This is a genomic window from Kribbella sp. NBC_00382, assembly GCF_036067295.1.
GTDB lineage: Bacteria > Actinomycetota > Actinomycetes > Propionibacteriales > Kribbellaceae > Kribbella.
Genome location: NZ_CP107954.1, coordinates 1,246,320 through 1,262,586 on the forward strand (window position 1 = coordinate 1,246,320; position 16,267 = coordinate 1,262,586).

The 16,267-nt window shown below is 67.7% G+C and carries 17 protein-coding genes; 7 read left to right on the forward strand and 10 right to left on the reverse strand.

The genetic code is table 11. The annotated features are described in order from the left end of the window. The first annotated feature begins 67 nt into the window (after positions 1 to 67). Positions 68 to 955 (forward strand): SDR family oxidoreductase, encoded by an 888-nt coding sequence (locus OHA70_RS06150; protein ID WP_328329465.1) that lies wholly within the window; start codon positions 68 to 70, stop codon positions 953 to 955. A gap of 10 nt (positions 956 to 965) precedes the next feature. Here the strand turns inward: OHA70_RS06150 and OHA70_RS06155 are convergent, their stop codons facing one another. Genes OHA70_RS06155 through OHA70_RS06175 form a run of 5 tightly spaced genes read right to left on the reverse strand, consistent with a single transcriptional unit; the run spans position 966 to position 3,918 of the window. Continuing rightward, on the reverse strand, positions 966 to 1,400 hold the full coding sequence (locus tag OHA70_RS06155; protein WP_328329467.1) for a type II toxin-antitoxin system VapC family toxin: 435 nt from the start codon (positions 1,398 to 1,400) through the stop codon (positions 966 to 968). Beyond that, positions 1,390 to 1,659, reverse strand: a complete 270-nt coding sequence (locus OHA70_RS06160; RefSeq protein WP_328329469.1) for a type II toxin-antitoxin system Phd/YefM family antitoxin — start codon at positions 1,657 to 1,659, stop codon at positions 1,390 to 1,392. Before OHA70_RS06160 ends, OHA70_RS06155 begins: the two co-directional genes overlap by 11 nt. Before the next feature lie 60 nt (positions 1,660 to 1,719). Further along, entirely contained in the window at positions 1,720 to 2,124 is a 405-nt protein-coding gene (locus OHA70_RS06165) for a RidA family protein (protein ID WP_328329471.1), read from the reverse strand. 40 nt (positions 2,125 to 2,164) lie between these two features. Continuing rightward, positions 2,165 to 2,902 (reverse strand): IclR family transcriptional regulator, encoded by a 738-nt coding sequence (locus OHA70_RS06170; RefSeq protein WP_328329473.1) that lies wholly within the window; start codon positions 2,900 to 2,902, stop codon positions 2,165 to 2,167. Then, positions 2,899 to 3,918 carry a sugar kinase gene (locus tag OHA70_RS06175; protein ID WP_328329475.1) on the reverse strand — a complete coding sequence of 340 codons (1,020 nt, stop codon included), beginning with the start codon at positions 3,916 to 3,918 and terminating at the stop codon, positions 2,899 to 2,901. The genes OHA70_RS06170 and OHA70_RS06175 overlap by 4 nt, the downstream gene beginning before the upstream one ends. 115 nt (positions 3,919 to 4,033) lie before the next feature. Between OHA70_RS06175 and OHA70_RS06180 the strand changes: the two genes are divergently transcribed. Genes OHA70_RS06180 through OHA70_RS06195 form a run of 4 tightly spaced genes read left to right on the forward strand, consistent with a single transcriptional unit; the run spans position 4,034 to position 9,019 of the window. Beyond that, a complete protein-coding gene (locus OHA70_RS06180; protein WP_328329476.1) occupies positions 4,034 to 5,338 on the forward strand; it encodes an alanine racemase in 1,305 nt (434 codons plus the stop codon). Beyond that, positions 5,335 to 6,951 (forward strand): N-acyl-D-amino-acid deacylase family protein, encoded by a 1,617-nt coding sequence (locus OHA70_RS06185; protein ID WP_328329478.1) that lies wholly within the window; start codon positions 5,335 to 5,337, stop codon positions 6,949 to 6,951. The genes OHA70_RS06180 and OHA70_RS06185 overlap by 4 nt, the downstream gene beginning before the upstream one ends. A 13-nt stretch (positions 6,952 to 6,964) precedes the next feature. Continuing rightward, entirely contained in the window at positions 6,965 to 7,594 is a 630-nt protein-coding gene (locus OHA70_RS06190; protein ID WP_328329480.1) for a bifunctional 4-hydroxy-2-oxoglutarate aldolase/2-dehydro-3-deoxy-phosphogluconate aldolase, read from the forward strand. 30 nt (positions 7,595 to 7,624) lie between these two features. Further along, complete coding sequence (locus tag OHA70_RS06195) at positions 7,625 to 9,019, forward strand: GntP family permease (protein ID WP_328329482.1); 1,395 nt, start codon at positions 7,625 to 7,627, stop codon at positions 9,017 to 9,019. On the opposite strand, the gene OHA70_RS06200 is transcribed toward OHA70_RS06195, so the two are convergent. Genes OHA70_RS06200 through OHA70_RS06210 form a run of 3 tightly spaced genes read right to left on the reverse strand, consistent with a single transcriptional unit; the run spans position 9,016 to position 11,614 of the window. Further along, complete coding sequence (locus OHA70_RS06200; protein WP_328329484.1) at positions 9,016 to 9,723, reverse strand: DUF4097 family beta strand repeat-containing protein; 708 nt, start codon at positions 9,721 to 9,723, stop codon at positions 9,016 to 9,018. The two genes, OHA70_RS06195 and OHA70_RS06200, sit on opposite strands and share 4 nt — an antisense overlap. Continuing rightward, positions 9,723 to 10,367 (reverse strand): response regulator transcription factor, encoded by a 645-nt coding sequence (locus tag OHA70_RS06205; RefSeq protein WP_328329486.1) that lies wholly within the window; start codon positions 10,365 to 10,367, stop codon positions 9,723 to 9,725. The genes OHA70_RS06200 and OHA70_RS06205 overlap by 1 nt, the downstream gene beginning before the upstream one ends. Beyond that, positions 10,355 to 11,614: a sensor histidine kinase gene (locus tag OHA70_RS06210; RefSeq protein WP_328329488.1), complete on the reverse strand. Its 1,260-nt coding sequence runs from the start codon at positions 11,612 to 11,614 to the stop codon at positions 10,355 to 10,357. Before OHA70_RS06210 ends, OHA70_RS06205 begins: the two co-directional genes overlap by 13 nt. A gap of 160 nt (positions 11,615 to 11,774) precedes the next feature. Between OHA70_RS06210 and OHA70_RS06215 the strand changes: the two genes are divergently transcribed. Then, positions 11,775 to 12,377 carry a hypothetical protein gene (locus OHA70_RS06215; protein ID WP_328329490.1) on the forward strand — a complete coding sequence of 201 codons (603 nt, stop codon included), beginning with the start codon at positions 11,775 to 11,777 and terminating at the stop codon, positions 12,375 to 12,377. Here the strand turns inward: OHA70_RS06215 and srmL are convergent. Next, positions 12,271 to 13,392 (reverse strand): PheS-related mystery ligase SrmL, encoded by a 1,122-nt coding sequence (srmL, locus tag OHA70_RS06220; protein ID WP_328329492.1) that lies wholly within the window; start codon positions 13,390 to 13,392, stop codon positions 12,271 to 12,273. The two genes, OHA70_RS06215 and srmL, sit on opposite strands and share 107 nt — an antisense overlap. Positions 13,393 to 13,727: 335 nt before the next feature. Here srmL and OHA70_RS06225 point away from each other — a divergent pair, with 335 nt between their 5' ends. Next, positions 13,728 to 14,759: an alpha-hydroxy acid oxidase gene (locus tag OHA70_RS06225; RefSeq protein ID WP_328329494.1), complete on the forward strand. Its 1,032-nt coding sequence runs from the start codon at positions 13,728 to 13,730 to the stop codon at positions 14,757 to 14,759. Positions 14,760 to 15,474: 715 nt separating this feature from the next. Here OHA70_RS06225 and rplA read toward each other — a convergent pair. Further along, entirely contained in the window at positions 15,475 to 16,197 is a 723-nt protein-coding gene (rplA, locus tag OHA70_RS06230) for a 50S ribosomal protein L1 (protein ID WP_328329495.1), read from the reverse strand. Positions 16,198 to 16,267 lie beyond the last annotated feature (70 nt).

Genomic DNA, 16,267 nt, shown 5'->3' on the forward strand with positions numbered 1-16,267 from the left:
AGCGACTGACATCGCGAGCTATTGTAGTTGATGTCAGCCACTGACATAACTTTTCCGAGGAGAACTCATGCGTGTATTCGTCACCGGGGCATCAGGCTGGATCGGCTCCGCGGCCGTCGACGAGCTGCTCGCCGACGGCCATCAGATCGTCGGCCTGGCTCGCTCGGATGCCTCCGCGGCCGCGTTGGCCGCCAAGGGCGTGGAGGTACTGCGCGGCGATCTCGACGACCTGGACGCGCTGCGCACCGGCGCGGCCGGCGCCGACGCGGTCATCAACCTCGCGAACAAGCACACCTTCGACGCCGCCGCGAACAACGCCGAGCGGCTGGCGGTACAGACCATCGGGGACGAGCTGGCCGGCTCTGACCGGGTGCTCATGATTGCCTCAGGCATCAATCCCGTCGCCGGCCGCGCCTCGACCGAGGCCGACCCGTCACCGCTGCACGGTCCCGACGCGCCTCGCGGTGGCGCCGAGAACCTCGCACTCTCCTACCAGGACAAGGGTGTGCACCCGATCGTCGTCCGCTTCGCCCCGACCGTGCACGGCGCCGGCGACCACGGCCTGATCCGGATGCTCGTCACCGGAGCCCGGACAGCCGGCTTCTCGGCGTACATCGCCGACGGCGCCAACCGCTGGCCCGCCATCCACCGCTCCGACGCCGCCCGGTTGATTGCCCTAGGCATCAACAAGGCTCCCGCCGGCACCATCCTCCACGCCACCACCGAAGAAGGCGTACCAACCCGAGCCATCGCCGAAGCAATAGCCCAGGGCCTCGACATCCCCGCCACCTCCGTCACCCCGGAGGACGCGGTCACCCACCTCGGCTGGCTGGGCGGCTTCTTCGCCATGGACCTACCAACGTCCAGCACAGCCACCCAGACCCTCCTGGGCTGGACCCCCACCGGCCCAACCCTCCTCGAAGACCTGCAGACCTCCAGCTACTTCCAGAACTGACAACAGCCAGTCAGGACGGGTGCGCGACCGGAACGACAACGAGAAGTTCTTCAAGGCCTTTGAAGTCGTCGGGATTCGTCGTGAAAAGCGGTAACTCCTCGGCGACGGCAATGCTGGCGATCATCAGGTCGGCAATCCGGCGCCGCGGCGTCCGGCCGGCCGCGACGACGGCCGCGCAGATCCGCCCGTAGATCCGGGCAGCCTCGGCATCGAACGGGATCGGGTCGAACTCGCTTTCGGCCCGCTGGAGGATGTCCATCCGCCGGGCCCGCTCCGCGTGCTCGCTGTAGCCGGCAGCGCTCCGCACCTGATGAGGGCCTGCGGAGAGCTCGGCCAGGGTGATGGCAGAGATGGCCATCTCGTCGGGCAACTCCGCGGGATCTATCCACTTCCGCAGGATCACGATGTTCGTGTCGAGCAGCCCCTGCCGGTGATCAGCGGGCATACGGGTCGTCCGCCTCCTGGTCGATGTCGACCTGCTGGTCGGCGCGGAAGTCTTCTAGCCGGATGTCCGGCGCCGAGTGCGACATCGCGGCGAACTCGCCGCGCGGGACGAAGCGTCGCCGGCCACGCAGTGGGATCAGCTCGCCGATCCGATGACCGTCCCTGGTGACAGTGAAGGCCTGGCCCCCTTGCACGGCGTCCATGATCTCCTTCGACCGCGTCCGCAGGTCACGTTGGGTGATCTCGGTCTGTGCGCTCATGAAGTCAGAATAGCCGGATATGGCACGTGGTGCTACCAGGTAGCACCACGTGCTCGCCGGTCAGGAAAGGACCGCGAGGGCGTCGATTTCTACCAGCATTTGGGGGAGGGGGAGGCCGGTGAAGACGGTGGTGCGGGAGGGGAGGATGCCGCTCGGGGTGCGCGGGGTGACGAACTCGGCGTAGGCCTCGTTCATCGCGGCGAAGTCGTCGCGGGTGGTGAGGTAGACGCGGAGCATCAGGACGTCGTCGAAGGTGGCGCCGCCGGCCTTGAGGATCGCCTCGATGTTCTGCAGGACGCGGGTGGTCTGCGCCTTCACGTCGCCCTCGTTGACGAACGAGCCGCTCTCCGGGTCGACCGAGCCCTGGCCGGAGACCTGCAGCACGTTGCCCTTGCGGACTCCCTGGGAGAACACGGGCATCGGCGCGGGAGCGTCGGGGGTGGAGATGGCGGTCTTGTCAGACATTTCGAGGGGTTCCTCTCGATCGGTTCGTTGGATTAGTCGGCTAGTTGTTGTAGTCGGCGCCGATGGCGGCCGTGGTGGCGAGCAGGTCGGGCAGCAGCTCCAGCACCTGCTCATAGTTGAGCAGAACGTCCGGCACCGACACCGAGACGGCCCCCACCACCCGGCCGGAGCGCTCGGTGATCGGCGCCCCGATGCAGTTGATGAACGACTCGTGCTCGGCCCGGTCGTGCGCCCAGCCCTGCGACCGGACCAGGTCGAGCTCGTCGCGCAGCTCGTCCGGTCCGGAGATCGTGTTCGGCGTGAACCGGTGGTACTCGATGGTGTTCAGCAGACCTTCCCGCTGGCGCTTCGGCTGCGCGGCGAGCAGCACCTTGCCGACAGCGGTGCAGTGCAAGGCAGCCGGTACGCCGATCTGGCTGTACATCCGCACCGACTGCACACTGTCGAGCTTGTCGATGTAAATGACCTGCCCGTTCTCGTACGCCGCCAAGTGCACCGTCTGCCCGGTCCGCTGGTTGAGCTGCCGCAGATGTGGAGCAGCAACAGCCCGTACTACGTGTTGCTCCCGCGCTGCATCGGCCAAGGAGAACAGTCGCGAGCCCAGCCGGTAGCGGTGGGCCTCGTCGCGGCGTACGAACCGCTCGACCTCCATGGTCCGCAGCAGCCGCAGCACTGTCGTCTTGTGGACGTCGAGCTCGGTCGCGAGCTGGTCCAGTGACCGGTCCCCCTCCCCCAGGCTCACCAGGATCTGCAGGGCTCTCGCCAGACTCTGACTCACACCACACCTCCCATCAGCGCAGGGGACCTGACACCGGCCGGGCCGACCATCGTGTTGGCCCAGTCCTCATCGGAGCAGTCCAGCAACGCCTGCCGCACCCGCGCCTCGGGAGGCGTCGCGTGGTCGTCCGGCACGGCCAGTACCGCCGCAGCGCTCAGGTGTCCGAGCCGCAGCCGCTGCTCCATCGGCAACCCCTGGAGCGTCCCAGCCAAGTAGCCAGCAGCAAAGGCATCCCCTGCCCCCACTGGCTCCACCACGTCGACAGTGAGCGCCGGTACTTCGGTACGCCGCCCACCAGGCTCCATCGCGAGAGCCACATGAGCATCCGACTTCACCACGATGGTCGCCCGCGGCCCGAACAGCTCGCGCAACTCAGCTGGGTCACTGGTCCCGGCGAAAACCATGGCCTCGTCCGCACCGATCAGCACTACATCCGCCGCGCGCAGCAATCGCCACAGCGGAGCAGGGTCGGTGTCACGCCACAGCGCCGGCCGCCAGTTGAGGTCCACACTCAAGGTGAAGCCCAGGCTGTCCCGTAGTGCCGCCAGCCGGTCCAGCAACTCAGCAGCGGTAGTAGAGATCGCCGCAGTGATCCCAGTGGTGTGCACCAGCTCGGCACCGACCAACCGGTTGCGCACTGCGGGCCGATCCAGGAAGTCGGCGTCCATCGCCGCCGCAGCCGAGCCGGAGCGGTAGTAGTGCATCCGAGTCCGGCCGTTGATCGTGTGCTTCACATAGAGCCCGGTCGGCCGGGTCGGGTCGTCCTCTACTCCCCCGACCTCGACCCCACGGCTCTGCAGGTCACTCAGCACATGCCGCCCGAAGCCGTCCGCGCCGAGCCGCGAGATCCAGCCCGTCGGGATCCCTAGCGCGGCGAGTCCACCCGCGACATTGCACTCGGCGCCACCGACCGAACGCCGGAACGTCTCGACGTCCTCCAGCGGGGCACCGGTCTCGGCGGCGAGCATGATCATCGCCTCGCCCAGACAGACCGCCCGAGGTACCAGATCGGCCATCGATGAGTCCTCTCGGGCGGGATGTCGTTGACGGAAGTTCTGACGCGATGCTACAACCGAGACATCAGAATGCGCAACGAACGTTGCGCAGAACGCAACCAGCGCAGAGGACGTCATGTCAGCTTCGTACGATGCCGCCGCCGTCGCAGCCCTGGCCGACCAGCAGGTGAGCTGGCGGGACAAGGCCCTGCCGCCTGCTTTCTGGGGCCGGACCGTCGCCGACGTACTGGCCGGCAAACCGCGACTGTCCGAGCTGCCGACTCCCCTGCTCACTCTGTCCGCGCCCGGCCTGCAGCACAACGTCGAGACGCTCGCCCGCTGGTGCACTGAGCATGGGGTCCAGTTGGCCCCGCACGGCAAGACCACGATGGCTCCGGCGCTCTGGGCGAAGCAGCTCGAGGCAGGAGCCTGGGGAATCACGCTGGCGAACGTCTACCAGCTAGGAGTCGCCAGGGCGTACGGGGTGAGCCGAGTGATGATCGCCAACGCGGTGGTCTCGCCACTGCAGCTCCGGTGGATTGCTGATGAGCTCGCGGCCGACCCGTCGTTCGACGTGATGGTGTGGGCGGACTCGGTGCGCACTGTCGAGATCATGGAGGCAGCGCGGGCAGCACACGTCGATGCAGGGCCGCGGCAACTCGACGTACTGGTTGAGGTTGGTGGAGTCGGTGGGCGGACGGGTGCTCGTGGTGTCGACGCTGCGCTCGAAGTAGCCGCTGCTGTTGCCGCTGCTCCGACGCTGCGGCTTGCTGGGGTCGCTGGCTATGAAGGGGCGATCGCGCACGGCGCTGACGAGGAGGGGCTTGAGCATGTCCGCTCCTACCTGCGGGACCTGGCCACTGTGCACGAGAGCCTCAAGTACGACGAGGGCGTAGTACCGGTCGTCAGTGCGGGTGGTAGCGCGTACTTCGAGCAGGTGGCGCAGGTACTGGCTCCACTCGCCAAGCAAGGTGCTCGCGTTGTACTGCGGTCCGGTGCCTACATCGCGCATGACGACGGCTACTACCGCCGAATCTCTCCGCTGGGCTCCGTGCCGCGGACCGACGGTGACCGGCTGGTACCGGCCATGCACGGCTGGATCCGGATCACCTCGCAACCCGAACCAGGGTTGGCGATCTTCGATGCAGGCAAGCGCGACTTACCGTTCGACGAGGACCTGCCGATGCCTCAGCTGCTCCGGCCGCGCTCCGCCGACGAGCACGTGCGGCCGGTCGAAGGCATGACCGTGACGAAGATGAACGACCAGCACGGCTTCCTGCGCTTCCCATCAGAGGTCCCGCTGGTGATCGGCGACGAACTGCGGGTGGGGCTGTCGCATCCGTGCACCGCCTTCGACAAGTGGGGCCTGATCCCCGTCATCGACGACCCGGACGCCGATGACCCGGTGGTCGTCGACCTGGTTCGAACGTTCTTCTCATGACAGACCTACTCATCACCGGCGGCACCGTCATCGACGGGACCGGCTCGCCGGGCGTCCGGGCCGACGTCGTCGTCGACGCCGGCCGAATCGTAGCCATCGGCAACTACTTGCCGGGAAGCCTCAGCGCCGACCGGACGATCGACGCGACCGGGCTGGTCGTCGCGCCCGGATTCATCGACATGCACGCGCACTCGGACCTGCAGATCCTGGCCAACCCGGACCATACGGCCAAGGTCAGCCAGGGCGTCACGCTCGAGGTGCTCGGCCAGGACGGGTTGTCGTTCGCGCCGATCGACGACCCGACGCGGACCGCCGTACGGCGCCAGATCGCGGGCTGGAACGGAGAGCCGGACGACTTCGACTTCTCCTGGTCAACGGTCGCCGGCTACCTCGACCGGCTCGACCAGGGGATCGCCTGCAACGCGGCGTACCTGGTCCCGCAGGGCACGCTCCGGATGATGGTGATCGGTACTGCGAACCGCCCAGCCACAGCCGCCGAGCTGGACGAGATGAAGCGACTACTGGCCGAAGGACTCCAGCAGGGCGCAGTCGGGATGAGCAGCGGCCTCACCTACACGCCCGGCATGTTCGCCGACACCGCGGAGCTCGTCGAGCTGTGCAAGGTCCTCGCGGAGTACGGCGGCTACTACAGCCCGCATCAGCGCTCGTACGGCAAGGGCGCGCTCGAGGCGTACGGCGAGATGATCGAGATCGCCCGGCAGTCGGGGTGCGCGCTGCACCTGACCCACGCGACGATGAACTTCGAACCGAACAAGGGCCGCGGCGTCGACCTGCTCGCGATGATCGACAAGGCCCTCGCCGACGGCGTCGACATCACCACCGACACCTACCCGTACTTGCCTGGGGCAACCACTCTGTCGGCGATCCTGCCGAGCTGGAGCGCCGAGGGCGGCTCCGACGCGCTGCTCGCCCGGCTGGCCGATCCGGCCGACCGCGAACGGATCACCTACGAGCTGGAGCAGGTCGGCACCGACGGCTGCCACGGCTGCGTCACGGACTGGAACACCATCGAGATCGGCGGCGTGAAGAACGCGACCCTCAGCGGCGCGGTCGGCAACACCGTCGCGGAGATCGCGGCCGGGATCGACAAGCCGCCGTCCTGGGTCTTCTTCGACCTGCTGATCCGCGACAACCTCGCGACGACGATCCTGCAGCACGTCGGCCACGAGGAGAACGTTCAGGCGATCATGAAGCACCCGACGCACACGGGTGGTTCGGACGCGATCCTGGTCGGCGGCAAACCGCACCCCCGGGCATGGGGCACCTTTCCCCGGTACCTCTCCCAGTACGTCCGTGAGCTGGGCGTTCTCGAGCTCGCCGACTGCATCCACCACCTGACCGGCCGACCCGCTCAACGACTGCGGCTGACCGATCGGGGGCTGGTCCGCGAGGGGTATCACGCGGATCTCGTGCTCTTCGACCCCGACGGCGTACGGGACACCGCGACCTTCGACAACCCGCGCCAGCAAGCGCTCGGCATTCCGTGGGTGCTGGTCGGCGGTGTACCCGTCATCGAGGACGGCCACCGCACCGACGCCCTCCCCGGCCGCGCCATCCGCCGTACCTCTTCCGCCGCCCCCACCGCCCCCTGAGGAAGGAAACTAGATGACCACGCTGGACCTGCTCCGCGCCGACCGGGTGCTGAGCGTCGTACGCGCTCCGGCCCTCGACGACGCCCGCGACCTGTGCTCCGCACTCGTTGCCGGCGGCATCCATGTGATCGAGCTGACGTTCACCACACCCGACCTGCCTCGGCACCTCGAGCGGGCGGCGTCCGGTGATACCGGAGCAGTCGTAGGCGCCGGTACGGTCCAGACGGCGGCGCAAGCTCGCTCGGCCGTAGACGCGGGTGCTGCCTTCCTGGTCACGCCGGGCCAGGGGCCCGAGGCTTCGGAGATCGTCAAGGCTGCCCACGATGCCGGAATCCCTATCGTGCTTGGGTCTTTTACGCCGTCCGAGGTGATGACGGCGCTGGCGCTCGGTGCGGACGCGGTCAAGATCTTCCCCGCGCATCACCTCGGCCCGAAGTACCTGAAGGACCTCAACGGCCCGTTCCCGGGAGTACCGCTGGTGCCGTCCGGAGGTGTCAACGCCGGTAACGCCAAGCAGTTTCTCGATGCCGGCGCGCTCGCGGTCAGCGCCGGTACCGATGTCGTCTCCCCCGCCGACATCACCGCCGCCAACTGGTCCCAGATCACCAGCAACGCAAAGGCTTTCTGCGCCGCATTGAGCTGACCCGCCCCATCCACCCCTCGGAGCGTCCCCATGTCCGGAGTCATCGACTGGCTGCACCATGACACGGCAGGCTTGCTGCTGCTGTGTCTGGTGGCCATCGCGCTGCTGTTGTTCCTGATCATCAAGATCAAGCTCGAACCGTTCATCTCGCTGCTGGCCACCGGCCTGTTCCTGGCCCTGGCCGCCGGGCTGAACGTCCGAACCATCGTCGGTACGGCGCTCAAGTCGAGCGACTCCGTGCTGGAGAAGGGCTTCGGCGGCATCCTCGGCCATATCGCCGTCATCATCGGCCTCGGCACCGTGCTCGGCGCGCTGCTGGAGAAGTCCGGCGGCGCCGACGTGCTCAGCCGCCGGCTGCTGAAGCTGTTCGGCCCGAAGGGCACCCCGGTCGCGATGGGCCTGGTCGGCCTGATTTTCGGCATCCCGGTCTTCTTCGACATCGGCATCTTCGTGCTCGCCCCGCTCGTGTACGTCGCGGCGAAACGCGGCGGCAAGTCACTCGTGCTCTATGCCTTGCCCGTACTGGCCGGCCTCTCGATGACGCACGCCTTCCTGCCACCGCACCCGGGTCCGACCGCCGTCGCCGGACTACTGCATGTCGACATGGGCTGGCTGATCATCATCGGCCTGGCCTGCGGGCTGCCCGCGTTCGCCGTCGCGGGCATCCTCTGGCCGCTCTACATTGCTCCCCGGGTACCGGTGACCGTGCCGGAAGAGTTCGTCGCCGCTGAGGTCGAGGGCGAGGAGAAGCCCGAGCCGCCGCTGGGTCTGGTGATGGCGGTCATCCTGCTGCCGCTGGTACTGATCCTCGGCGCGACGTTCGGGACGCTGATCCTCGATCCGCATCGTGATCTGCTGAGCTTCCTCACGTTCCTCGGCAACCCGGCCGTCGCGCTGTTGCTCGCCGTGTTGCTCGCTTACTACCTGCTCGGCGTACGGCGTGGCATGACGAACGCCGAGTTCAGCGAACTGAGCAGCAACTCGCTCAAGCCGGTCGGCATGATCCTGCTCGTCGTCGGTGCGGGTGCGTTCTTCGGCGCGGTCATCTCGGCGACTGGTGTCGGTGCTGCCCTCGCCAAGAGCCTTTCCAGTGCTGGGCTTCCGGTCCTGCTGCTCGCGTACGTCATCTCGTGCGGCCTGCGGATCGCGCAGGGCTCGGCGACCGTCGCGATCGTGACGACCGGCGGCATCGTCGGCCCGCTGATGACGGACCAGGGCTACTCGCAGGCGCACCTCGCGCTGATCGCGGCGGCCATCTGCGCCGGCTCGATCATCCTCAGCCACGTCAACGACGGCGGCTTCTGGATCGTCGCGAAGTACTTCAACATGACCGTCAAGGAGACCCTGCTGACCTGGTCCGTCCTGGAGACCATCCTCTCCCTGGTCGGCTTCGGCATGGCTTCCCTGTTGTGGGTGATCATCTAGTTGGACGCGGCCACTGTGATGCTGCCATTGGTAGTACGCACGTGGAGCTGGCGTTGAGCACCCAGGTCGTTGGGCAGGTCGAGCTGGGTGCTGCCGTTCACCGCGGCAGCGTCGATGGCGTACGAATCGGTCGGTACGAGCACCTGGACCGATCCGTTCGTCGTGTTCGCCACGACGTTGCGCGGTGGACTGTCGAAGGACAGATCGACGGAGCCGCCCCGGGCCGTCACCGCCACCTGTTGGCTCTGCAACTGAACCGCGTTGACCGAGCCGTTGCTGGCGACGAGCCGCACGTCGCCGCCGAGCCCGATCAGGTCGACCGAAACGCCCGAGGTGGTCAGCTTCACCGAGGCCGAGCCGGGCACCCGGATGGACAGATCGATGCGGCAACCAGAGCCGCGACAGGCCGTACTGACCTGCAGTTCCTCCCCTGCCGACTCGCGCACATCGACCGACGGCTCGAGATTCGTATAGGTCCCGCCCACGCTGACATGCACCTTGTCGTCGGTGCTCGGCGTCACCGTCACCGGTACGTCGCTGACGATGCTCACCCCGTTCCGTGGGAGGGCGTAGGCCGAGGAGAAATCGTAGTCGACCTTGCCGCCGATCGAGGCGACGGTGACGGCGCCACCTCCGAGGACGACGGCGATGACCGGGATCAGGCCAAGGGTGAGCAGCCTGCGCTGGCCGCTGGTCAGGCTCATCAGGTCTCCAGGAATTTCAGTACTGCGCGGACGCGGCGGTGCTCGCCGTCGGCGGGGGCGAGGCCGAGCTTGGCGAAGATGTTGCTGATGTGCTTCTCCACCGAGCCTTCGCCGACCACCAGCGCCTCGGCGATCCCCGCGTTGGAACGGCCCTCCGCCATCGCCCGCAGTACGTCCTGCTCGCGCGGGCTCAGCGCGGCGAGCGGGTCGGCCCGGCGCGACCGGACGAGCAGTTGCGAGATCACCTCGGGGTCGAGCGCGGCACCACCGGCCGCGACCCGGCGCAGCCCATCGATGAACTGGTCGACGTCCGCGACCCGGTCCTTGAGCAGATAGCCGACGCCACCAGGGTTGTTGCCGATCAGCTCACTCGCATACCGCTCCTCGACGTACTGCGAGAGCACGAGCACCCCGATCTCCGGCGACCGCTGCCGAATCACCAAGGCGGCCCGCAACCCCTCGTCCGTGAAGGTCGGCGGCATCCTCACGTCAACCACGCACACATCGGGATGGTGCTCGTCGACCGCCTTGAGCAACCCATCACCATCACCGACCACAGCCAGTACTTCGCAGTCCTGCTCCTCGAGCAGCCGCACCAGCCCCTCCCGCAGGAGCACCGAATCCTCGGCGATCACGACACGCATGGGACCTCCGCGGTCAGGGTGGTCGGCCCGCCGAGCGGGCTGACCACGGTGAGCTTTCCGTCGACTCCGGAGACCCGGTCGGCCAGGCCGCGCAGCCCGCTGCCGAGGTCGGCGTCCGCACCGCCTTTGCCGTCATCGGTGACGACGACGCGCAGCACATCGCCGATCCGGTGGATCCTGACCTCCGCCCGCGCCGCCTTGGCGTGCTTGGCGACATTCGTGAGTGCCTCGGTCACCACGAAGTACGCGATCGACTCGATCGTCAGCGACGGCCTTGGCGACACCTGCACCTCGACCCGCACCGGCAGCGGCGCACGAGCCGCCACGGCCGAGATCGCAGCATCAAGCCCGCGGTCGGTCAGTACCGGCGGATGCAGCCCTCTGGTCAGATCCCGCAGCTCACCGATCGCCAGCAACGCCTCCGTATGGGCCTGCCCGATCAGCGTTTGCAGGTCCGCATCGGCATCGCCCGCCTTGTTCTTGGCGCGACCGAGCATCATCGCCAGCGAGACCAGCCGTTGCTGAGCCCCGTCGTGCAGATCGCGTTCCATCCGCCGGCGCTCCGCCTCGGCCGAGTCGACCACCTGCTGCCGGCTCGTCACCAGTTGGTCGACGCGCTCAGCCAGCTCCCCCGTCTCCGAGCGGCCAAGGAAGGTACGGGCGAGCCGACCGTCTACTGCGGACAGCGCCCGGACCAGTACCGGCGATACCAGCAGCAGGAAGAGTAGAGCGCAGCCCGAGACACGCAGCGCCTCGCCGGACGAGTCGATCGAGAACGGACCCAGCTGTGTCCGGGCGGCCGGGAACTTGTCGAAGAACAGCGGCAGGGCGATCAGTACCGGTGGTACCGACCAGGCGACCACTACTCCGACGAGCGAGACCAGTGCCATCGGCAGCAGCAGTACGTAGTACAGGAACTGGCGCCAGAGTCCCCGGTCCATCAGGTCCGCCCTGGCGTCAGCGACCCGCTGGCCGGTCGGCGGGGGCGGGATCAGGCTGTGGATGACCTGGTTCCGGGTGAGCCTCGCGCGCACTCGCTCCCAGCCGGCAGCGGCGTACACGGCCCTGGTTGCCCACGAGGTCAGTGGCAGACCCAGGTAGGCCAGCGGCAGGCCGAGCACGGCCACGAGCAGCATGGCCAGGACCAGCAGTCCCCCGCCGACCACGACAGCCGTGTCCAGGACCAGGTGCACAGTGGCCAGCCACAGGTACGGCGAACGCCAGAGCGCCCAGGGCGTCCTGGGCACAACGCTCACGCTGAGGGTGTTGGCCACAGGCAACAACCTACGACCCTGCGTGATCGAGCGGCAGCCGGGAAACCCCCGATCCCACTGGGGGTTATCCCCCGGTCAGGTTCGTGGGCTGGCCGGGCTGTGCCATGGCACACATCGAGGAATTCTCGAAGGCATGACGACGCTGATTCCAAATGTGCTGGGTGACGCTATCGACGACCGGGTCGCCGAGGCGCTGGACGACTACCTCGCCGAGGGGCGGTTGGACGGGAAGATCCGTCCGCGCCGGTCCGCGGTAGGCATCGCGGCCTTGGTCGCGGGCGGAGTGGCGGTCGTGCTGCTGCCTTGGGTACTGATCCTTGCCGTCACGCTGCCGTCGACCTACGAGGCCAACAACTGGAACCTCGCCTGGATCGGGCTCGATCTGGCCATCGCGGTGACCGCCGGTCTGACCGCCTTCCTGCTGCATCGCCACGATCCCCGCGCCGCGCTGACCGCGGTCGCGGCCGGGACCTTGCTGGTCGCGGACGCCTGGTTCGACATCAGCACCTCGGCTGCCGGCCTCGACCACAATCTCGCACTAGCCCAGGGCCTGGTACTGGAGGTCCCGCTGGCGATCAGCGCGTTCGTTCTCGCCAGCAGGACCCTCAAGCCGCGCCCCGAGCGGGTGACTATCGGCCTATCAGTTCCAGCACGGGTCCCTCGTGCAGCGCCGAGTAGACCTGATCGCGGAGTCGATTGGCCTCAGCATCGGTCAGCGTCCGGTCGAGCGGTCTGAGGACCAGCCTCACCAGTACGTTCCTTTGACCTGGCTCGAGCTGAAGCCGTTCTCGAGCGGCCACGGGCAGGTCGTCGTACGACGTCTCGCCGCGTACCTCGACCGATTCCGCCGCCTCGGCGTCGACCCCCAAGGCCTGCCGGACCCGGTCGCCGAGCACCTCGTCCGAGATGTCGACCTCGGGGCCGACCACAACCGACAGATCACGCCGTACCGCCGGCATGGCCGACACCGGCTTGTACGGCGAGAGGTCCAGCATTTGCTCGGCGACTCGTGGATCCGTTGACCTGAGCAACCGAATGTCCCGGATCCCTTTGCGCAACATGACCAGCCGGTCGAGCCCCGGGCCCATCGCGAGTCCTGTCCAGCTCTCGTCGAGCCCGGCTTTCCGGAGTACGGCGGGAGCCGCAACTCCACACTCGCCGATCTCGATCCATTGGTCGTCGAGCAGGACGTCGATCTGACGGCCGTGAATCGTGTACGGATGGACGGCTGGGACGGTGCGGTAGGTCTGGCCGGGCAGGACCGTCTCCACGAGTTTGGCGATCATCGCCTCCAGCTCGGGCTCTCCGAGGGTGACGTTGCGGCTGATCCGCCAGAGGTCGAGCTGGTGCGGCGTACCGGTGTGCTGCCAGTCGACTGAGTCACGGCGGTAGCAGATGCCTGCGCAGATCATCAGTACGTCGGATGCCTCTGACTTGGCCAGCTCGCGCAGGGCGGGCGGGATCATCGCGGAGGTGTGGCTTCGCAGTACCTGCGTCGGCGAGGCGTAGCGGGTGTAGCGCTCTTCCCGGGTGACCGCGCCGGCGGCGTACCCGAGATTGTCGTAGTTGTCGGCGAGCGAGACGACGGGATGATCCCGACGCGTCCGGATCTCCGTGTACGGCCAGGCTTGACCGAGCGCGGCGCGTACCTGGTCGACAACCAACTGAATCGCATGCGGCCCTTGAGCCGGATCGGCCAGGTCGCGCAGGGCAAGGTTGTCGTTGAGTTCTTCGGCAGTGAGTACAGCCATGGGTTATCTCTCCTGTGAGCAGCGGGTCCAAGGGAGAACACACCCCGACCGGCCGCGGTCACCTCAGGAGAGAGCGCAGCAGCGACTCACCCCGTCGGCACCACTGTGCCGGCCGGGGCGCAGAAATCGCTGCCCGTACTGCTTCATGCCCCCAACGATACCGCCCCGCCCAACCACACGCCCCGCCTTTTTCCTCCCCACCGCCGCCCCACCTCAGCGAACGCACCTGCCGCTGGGCGACTTTGTGCACCGCCTGAGCAGATCAGGCGGCCAAATCCGCTCAAGTCGAGCACAAAGTCGACTCTTGGGGGCCGGTGGGTGGAAGGATCGTCGGCATGCGATGGATCGACGGTCTGGAGGCAGCCGCTGCCGAGAAGCTGCCGGAGCCTGTACACCGGTACTTCCGCCAGGGCTCGGCGAGTGGGATCAGCGTCGGAGAAGCGGTCGCGGCCTGGAGCGCCTACCGCTTCCGGCCGCACGTGCTGACCGATGTGTCGACGGTTGACCTCAGGACGACCGTGCTGGGGACACCTGTCGACCTCCCCGTACTAGTCGCGCCGACGACACTGCAGCGGCAGGCGTCTCCCGACGGCGAGCTGGCCATGGCCGCCGGAGTAGGCGCAGCCGGTTCCGTGCTCGGAGTGTCCAGCAACGCCGGTACTACGTTCGCCGCGATCGGTGAGGTCGGTACGCCGTGGTGGGTGCAGATCTACGTGGTGAAGAACCGCGACATCACCCTCAAGATGCTGGACGCCGCTGTCGCCGGGGGTGCGCGAGCCGTGGTCCTCACCGCAGACACCCCGGTAGTCGGCCGCAAAGAGGACGACGGCCCAACTGTCTGGTCCGTGACCCCCTCTGACCACCTGCTGGCCAACCTGGTGGAGGACGACTACACCGACGACGACCTGACCAAAGCCGACGACCTCACCCCCGACGTCATCGGCTGGCTAACCGAACGCACCGGCCTCCCCGTGGTCGTGAAGGGCGTACTCCGAGGCGACGACGCCAAACGCTGCTCCGACGCCGGCGCAGCAGGCATCATCGTCTCCAACCACGGCGGCCGCCAACTAGACGGCGCAATCCCCACCGCTGAAGCCCTCCCAGAGGTGGCAGCAGCCCTAGCCGGCACCCCCACCGAACTCTACGCAGACGGCGGCATCCGCCGAGGCGAACACATCCTGACCGCCCTAGCCCTAGGCGCCCGAGCCGTCCTACTAGGCCGCCCCGCGTTGTGGGCCCTCGCCGTCGACGGCCAGGCCGGCGTAACCCGCCTACTCACCGACCTCGGCGAAGAACTAGAACACGCCATGCGCCTAGCCGGCACCCCAACCCTCGCCGCCCTAACCCCAGACCTCATCACCAAATAGCCCCTCACACACCACTCCCAACCAGCATCCAGCTACCTGGCCTGACCACACCCCCGGATAGCCCCAGCCAGCCCACAGCCACCCGGCTAGACCACACCCCGGCCAGCTCACAACCACCCTGGCTGGACCACACCCCGGCCAGCCCACATCCACCCGAGCCGGGCCACGGCAACCCGGCCAGCCCACACCGAAGGCGGCCAGGCCGCGTCTACCCCGGCCAGCCCGCCCCAGCCCCATCGACACAGGCACAAGACGGCCCCGCCGGGGACTCGCCTCTGGCGGACCCCAGCCACCCACACACGGGACGCCAACACCTCGCCCACAACAAGCGGACCACCCACCCAGCACACCCCAAGCGCCAACCCCTGCGCGCGACGCCAGCCGCGTCGCCCCCACCAAGGGCGACTCAGGAGCACACCCCCAGCACGACGCTAGGCGCACACCCCTGCCCGGGACCCAACCACGCAGCCCACACCAACTGGACAACGCAGGACCCATCCGCCCAGCACCACCCCAAGCACCACCCCTGCCCGAGACGCCAGCCGCCCCGCCTTCACAAAGCGGGCGACGTAGGAGCACGCGTGTTCTCGCAGGAGGGCGGGCGGGAGCGCCCGGAGCAGCGAGCGACGCAGGAGCGAACAGCGCAGGGCGCGTGGGGACAGCAGAACGCCCCGGTCGTGTGACCGGGGCGTTCTGTAGAAGATAGCGAGGAGGCTCAGGCCTCGTCGTCGCCCTCGAGGAGGTTGCGGGTGAGGTTCGGGTCTACCTGAACGCCCGGGCCCATCGTCGTCGAGAAGACGGTCTTCTTGATGTAGCGGCCCTTCGAGCTGGAGGGCTTCAGCCGGAGAATCTCCTCCAGTGCGGCGCTGTAGTTCTCCACCAGCTGGGCCTCGTCGAAGGAGACCTTGCCGATGATGAAGTGCAGGTTCGCGTGCCGGTCGACGCGGAACTCGATCTTGCCGCCCTTGATGTCCGTGACAGCCTTCGTCACGTCCGGGGTGACCGTGCCGGTCTTCGGGTTCGGCATCAGACCACGCGGTCCGAGCACCCGGCCCAGCCGGCCGACCTTGCCCATCATGTCCGGGGTCGCGACGACGGCGTCGAAGTCGAGCCAGCCGTCGGTGACCTTCTTGATCATGTCGTCGTCACCGACGTAGTCGGCGCCGGCGGCCAGTGCGGCCTCGGCCTTCTCACCGGTGGCGAAGACGAGGACCCGTGCCGTCTTGCCGGTACCGTGCGGAAGGTTGACGGTGCCGCGCACCATCTGGTCGGCCTTGCGAGGGTCGACCCCGAGCCGCATCGCGACGTCGATGGTCGAGTTGAACTTCTTGCCGGTCGCACCCTGCTTGGCGAACTTGATCGCCTCGAGCGGGGTGTACAGGTGGTCGAAGTCGATCTTCTCCGCGATCGCGCGGTAGCTCTTGCTGCGCTGTGCCATGTTCAAATCTCCTGTGTACGAACGCGTTGATCAGCGTTCGTGTCGTGGTGTCAACGGGCGACGAACTGCT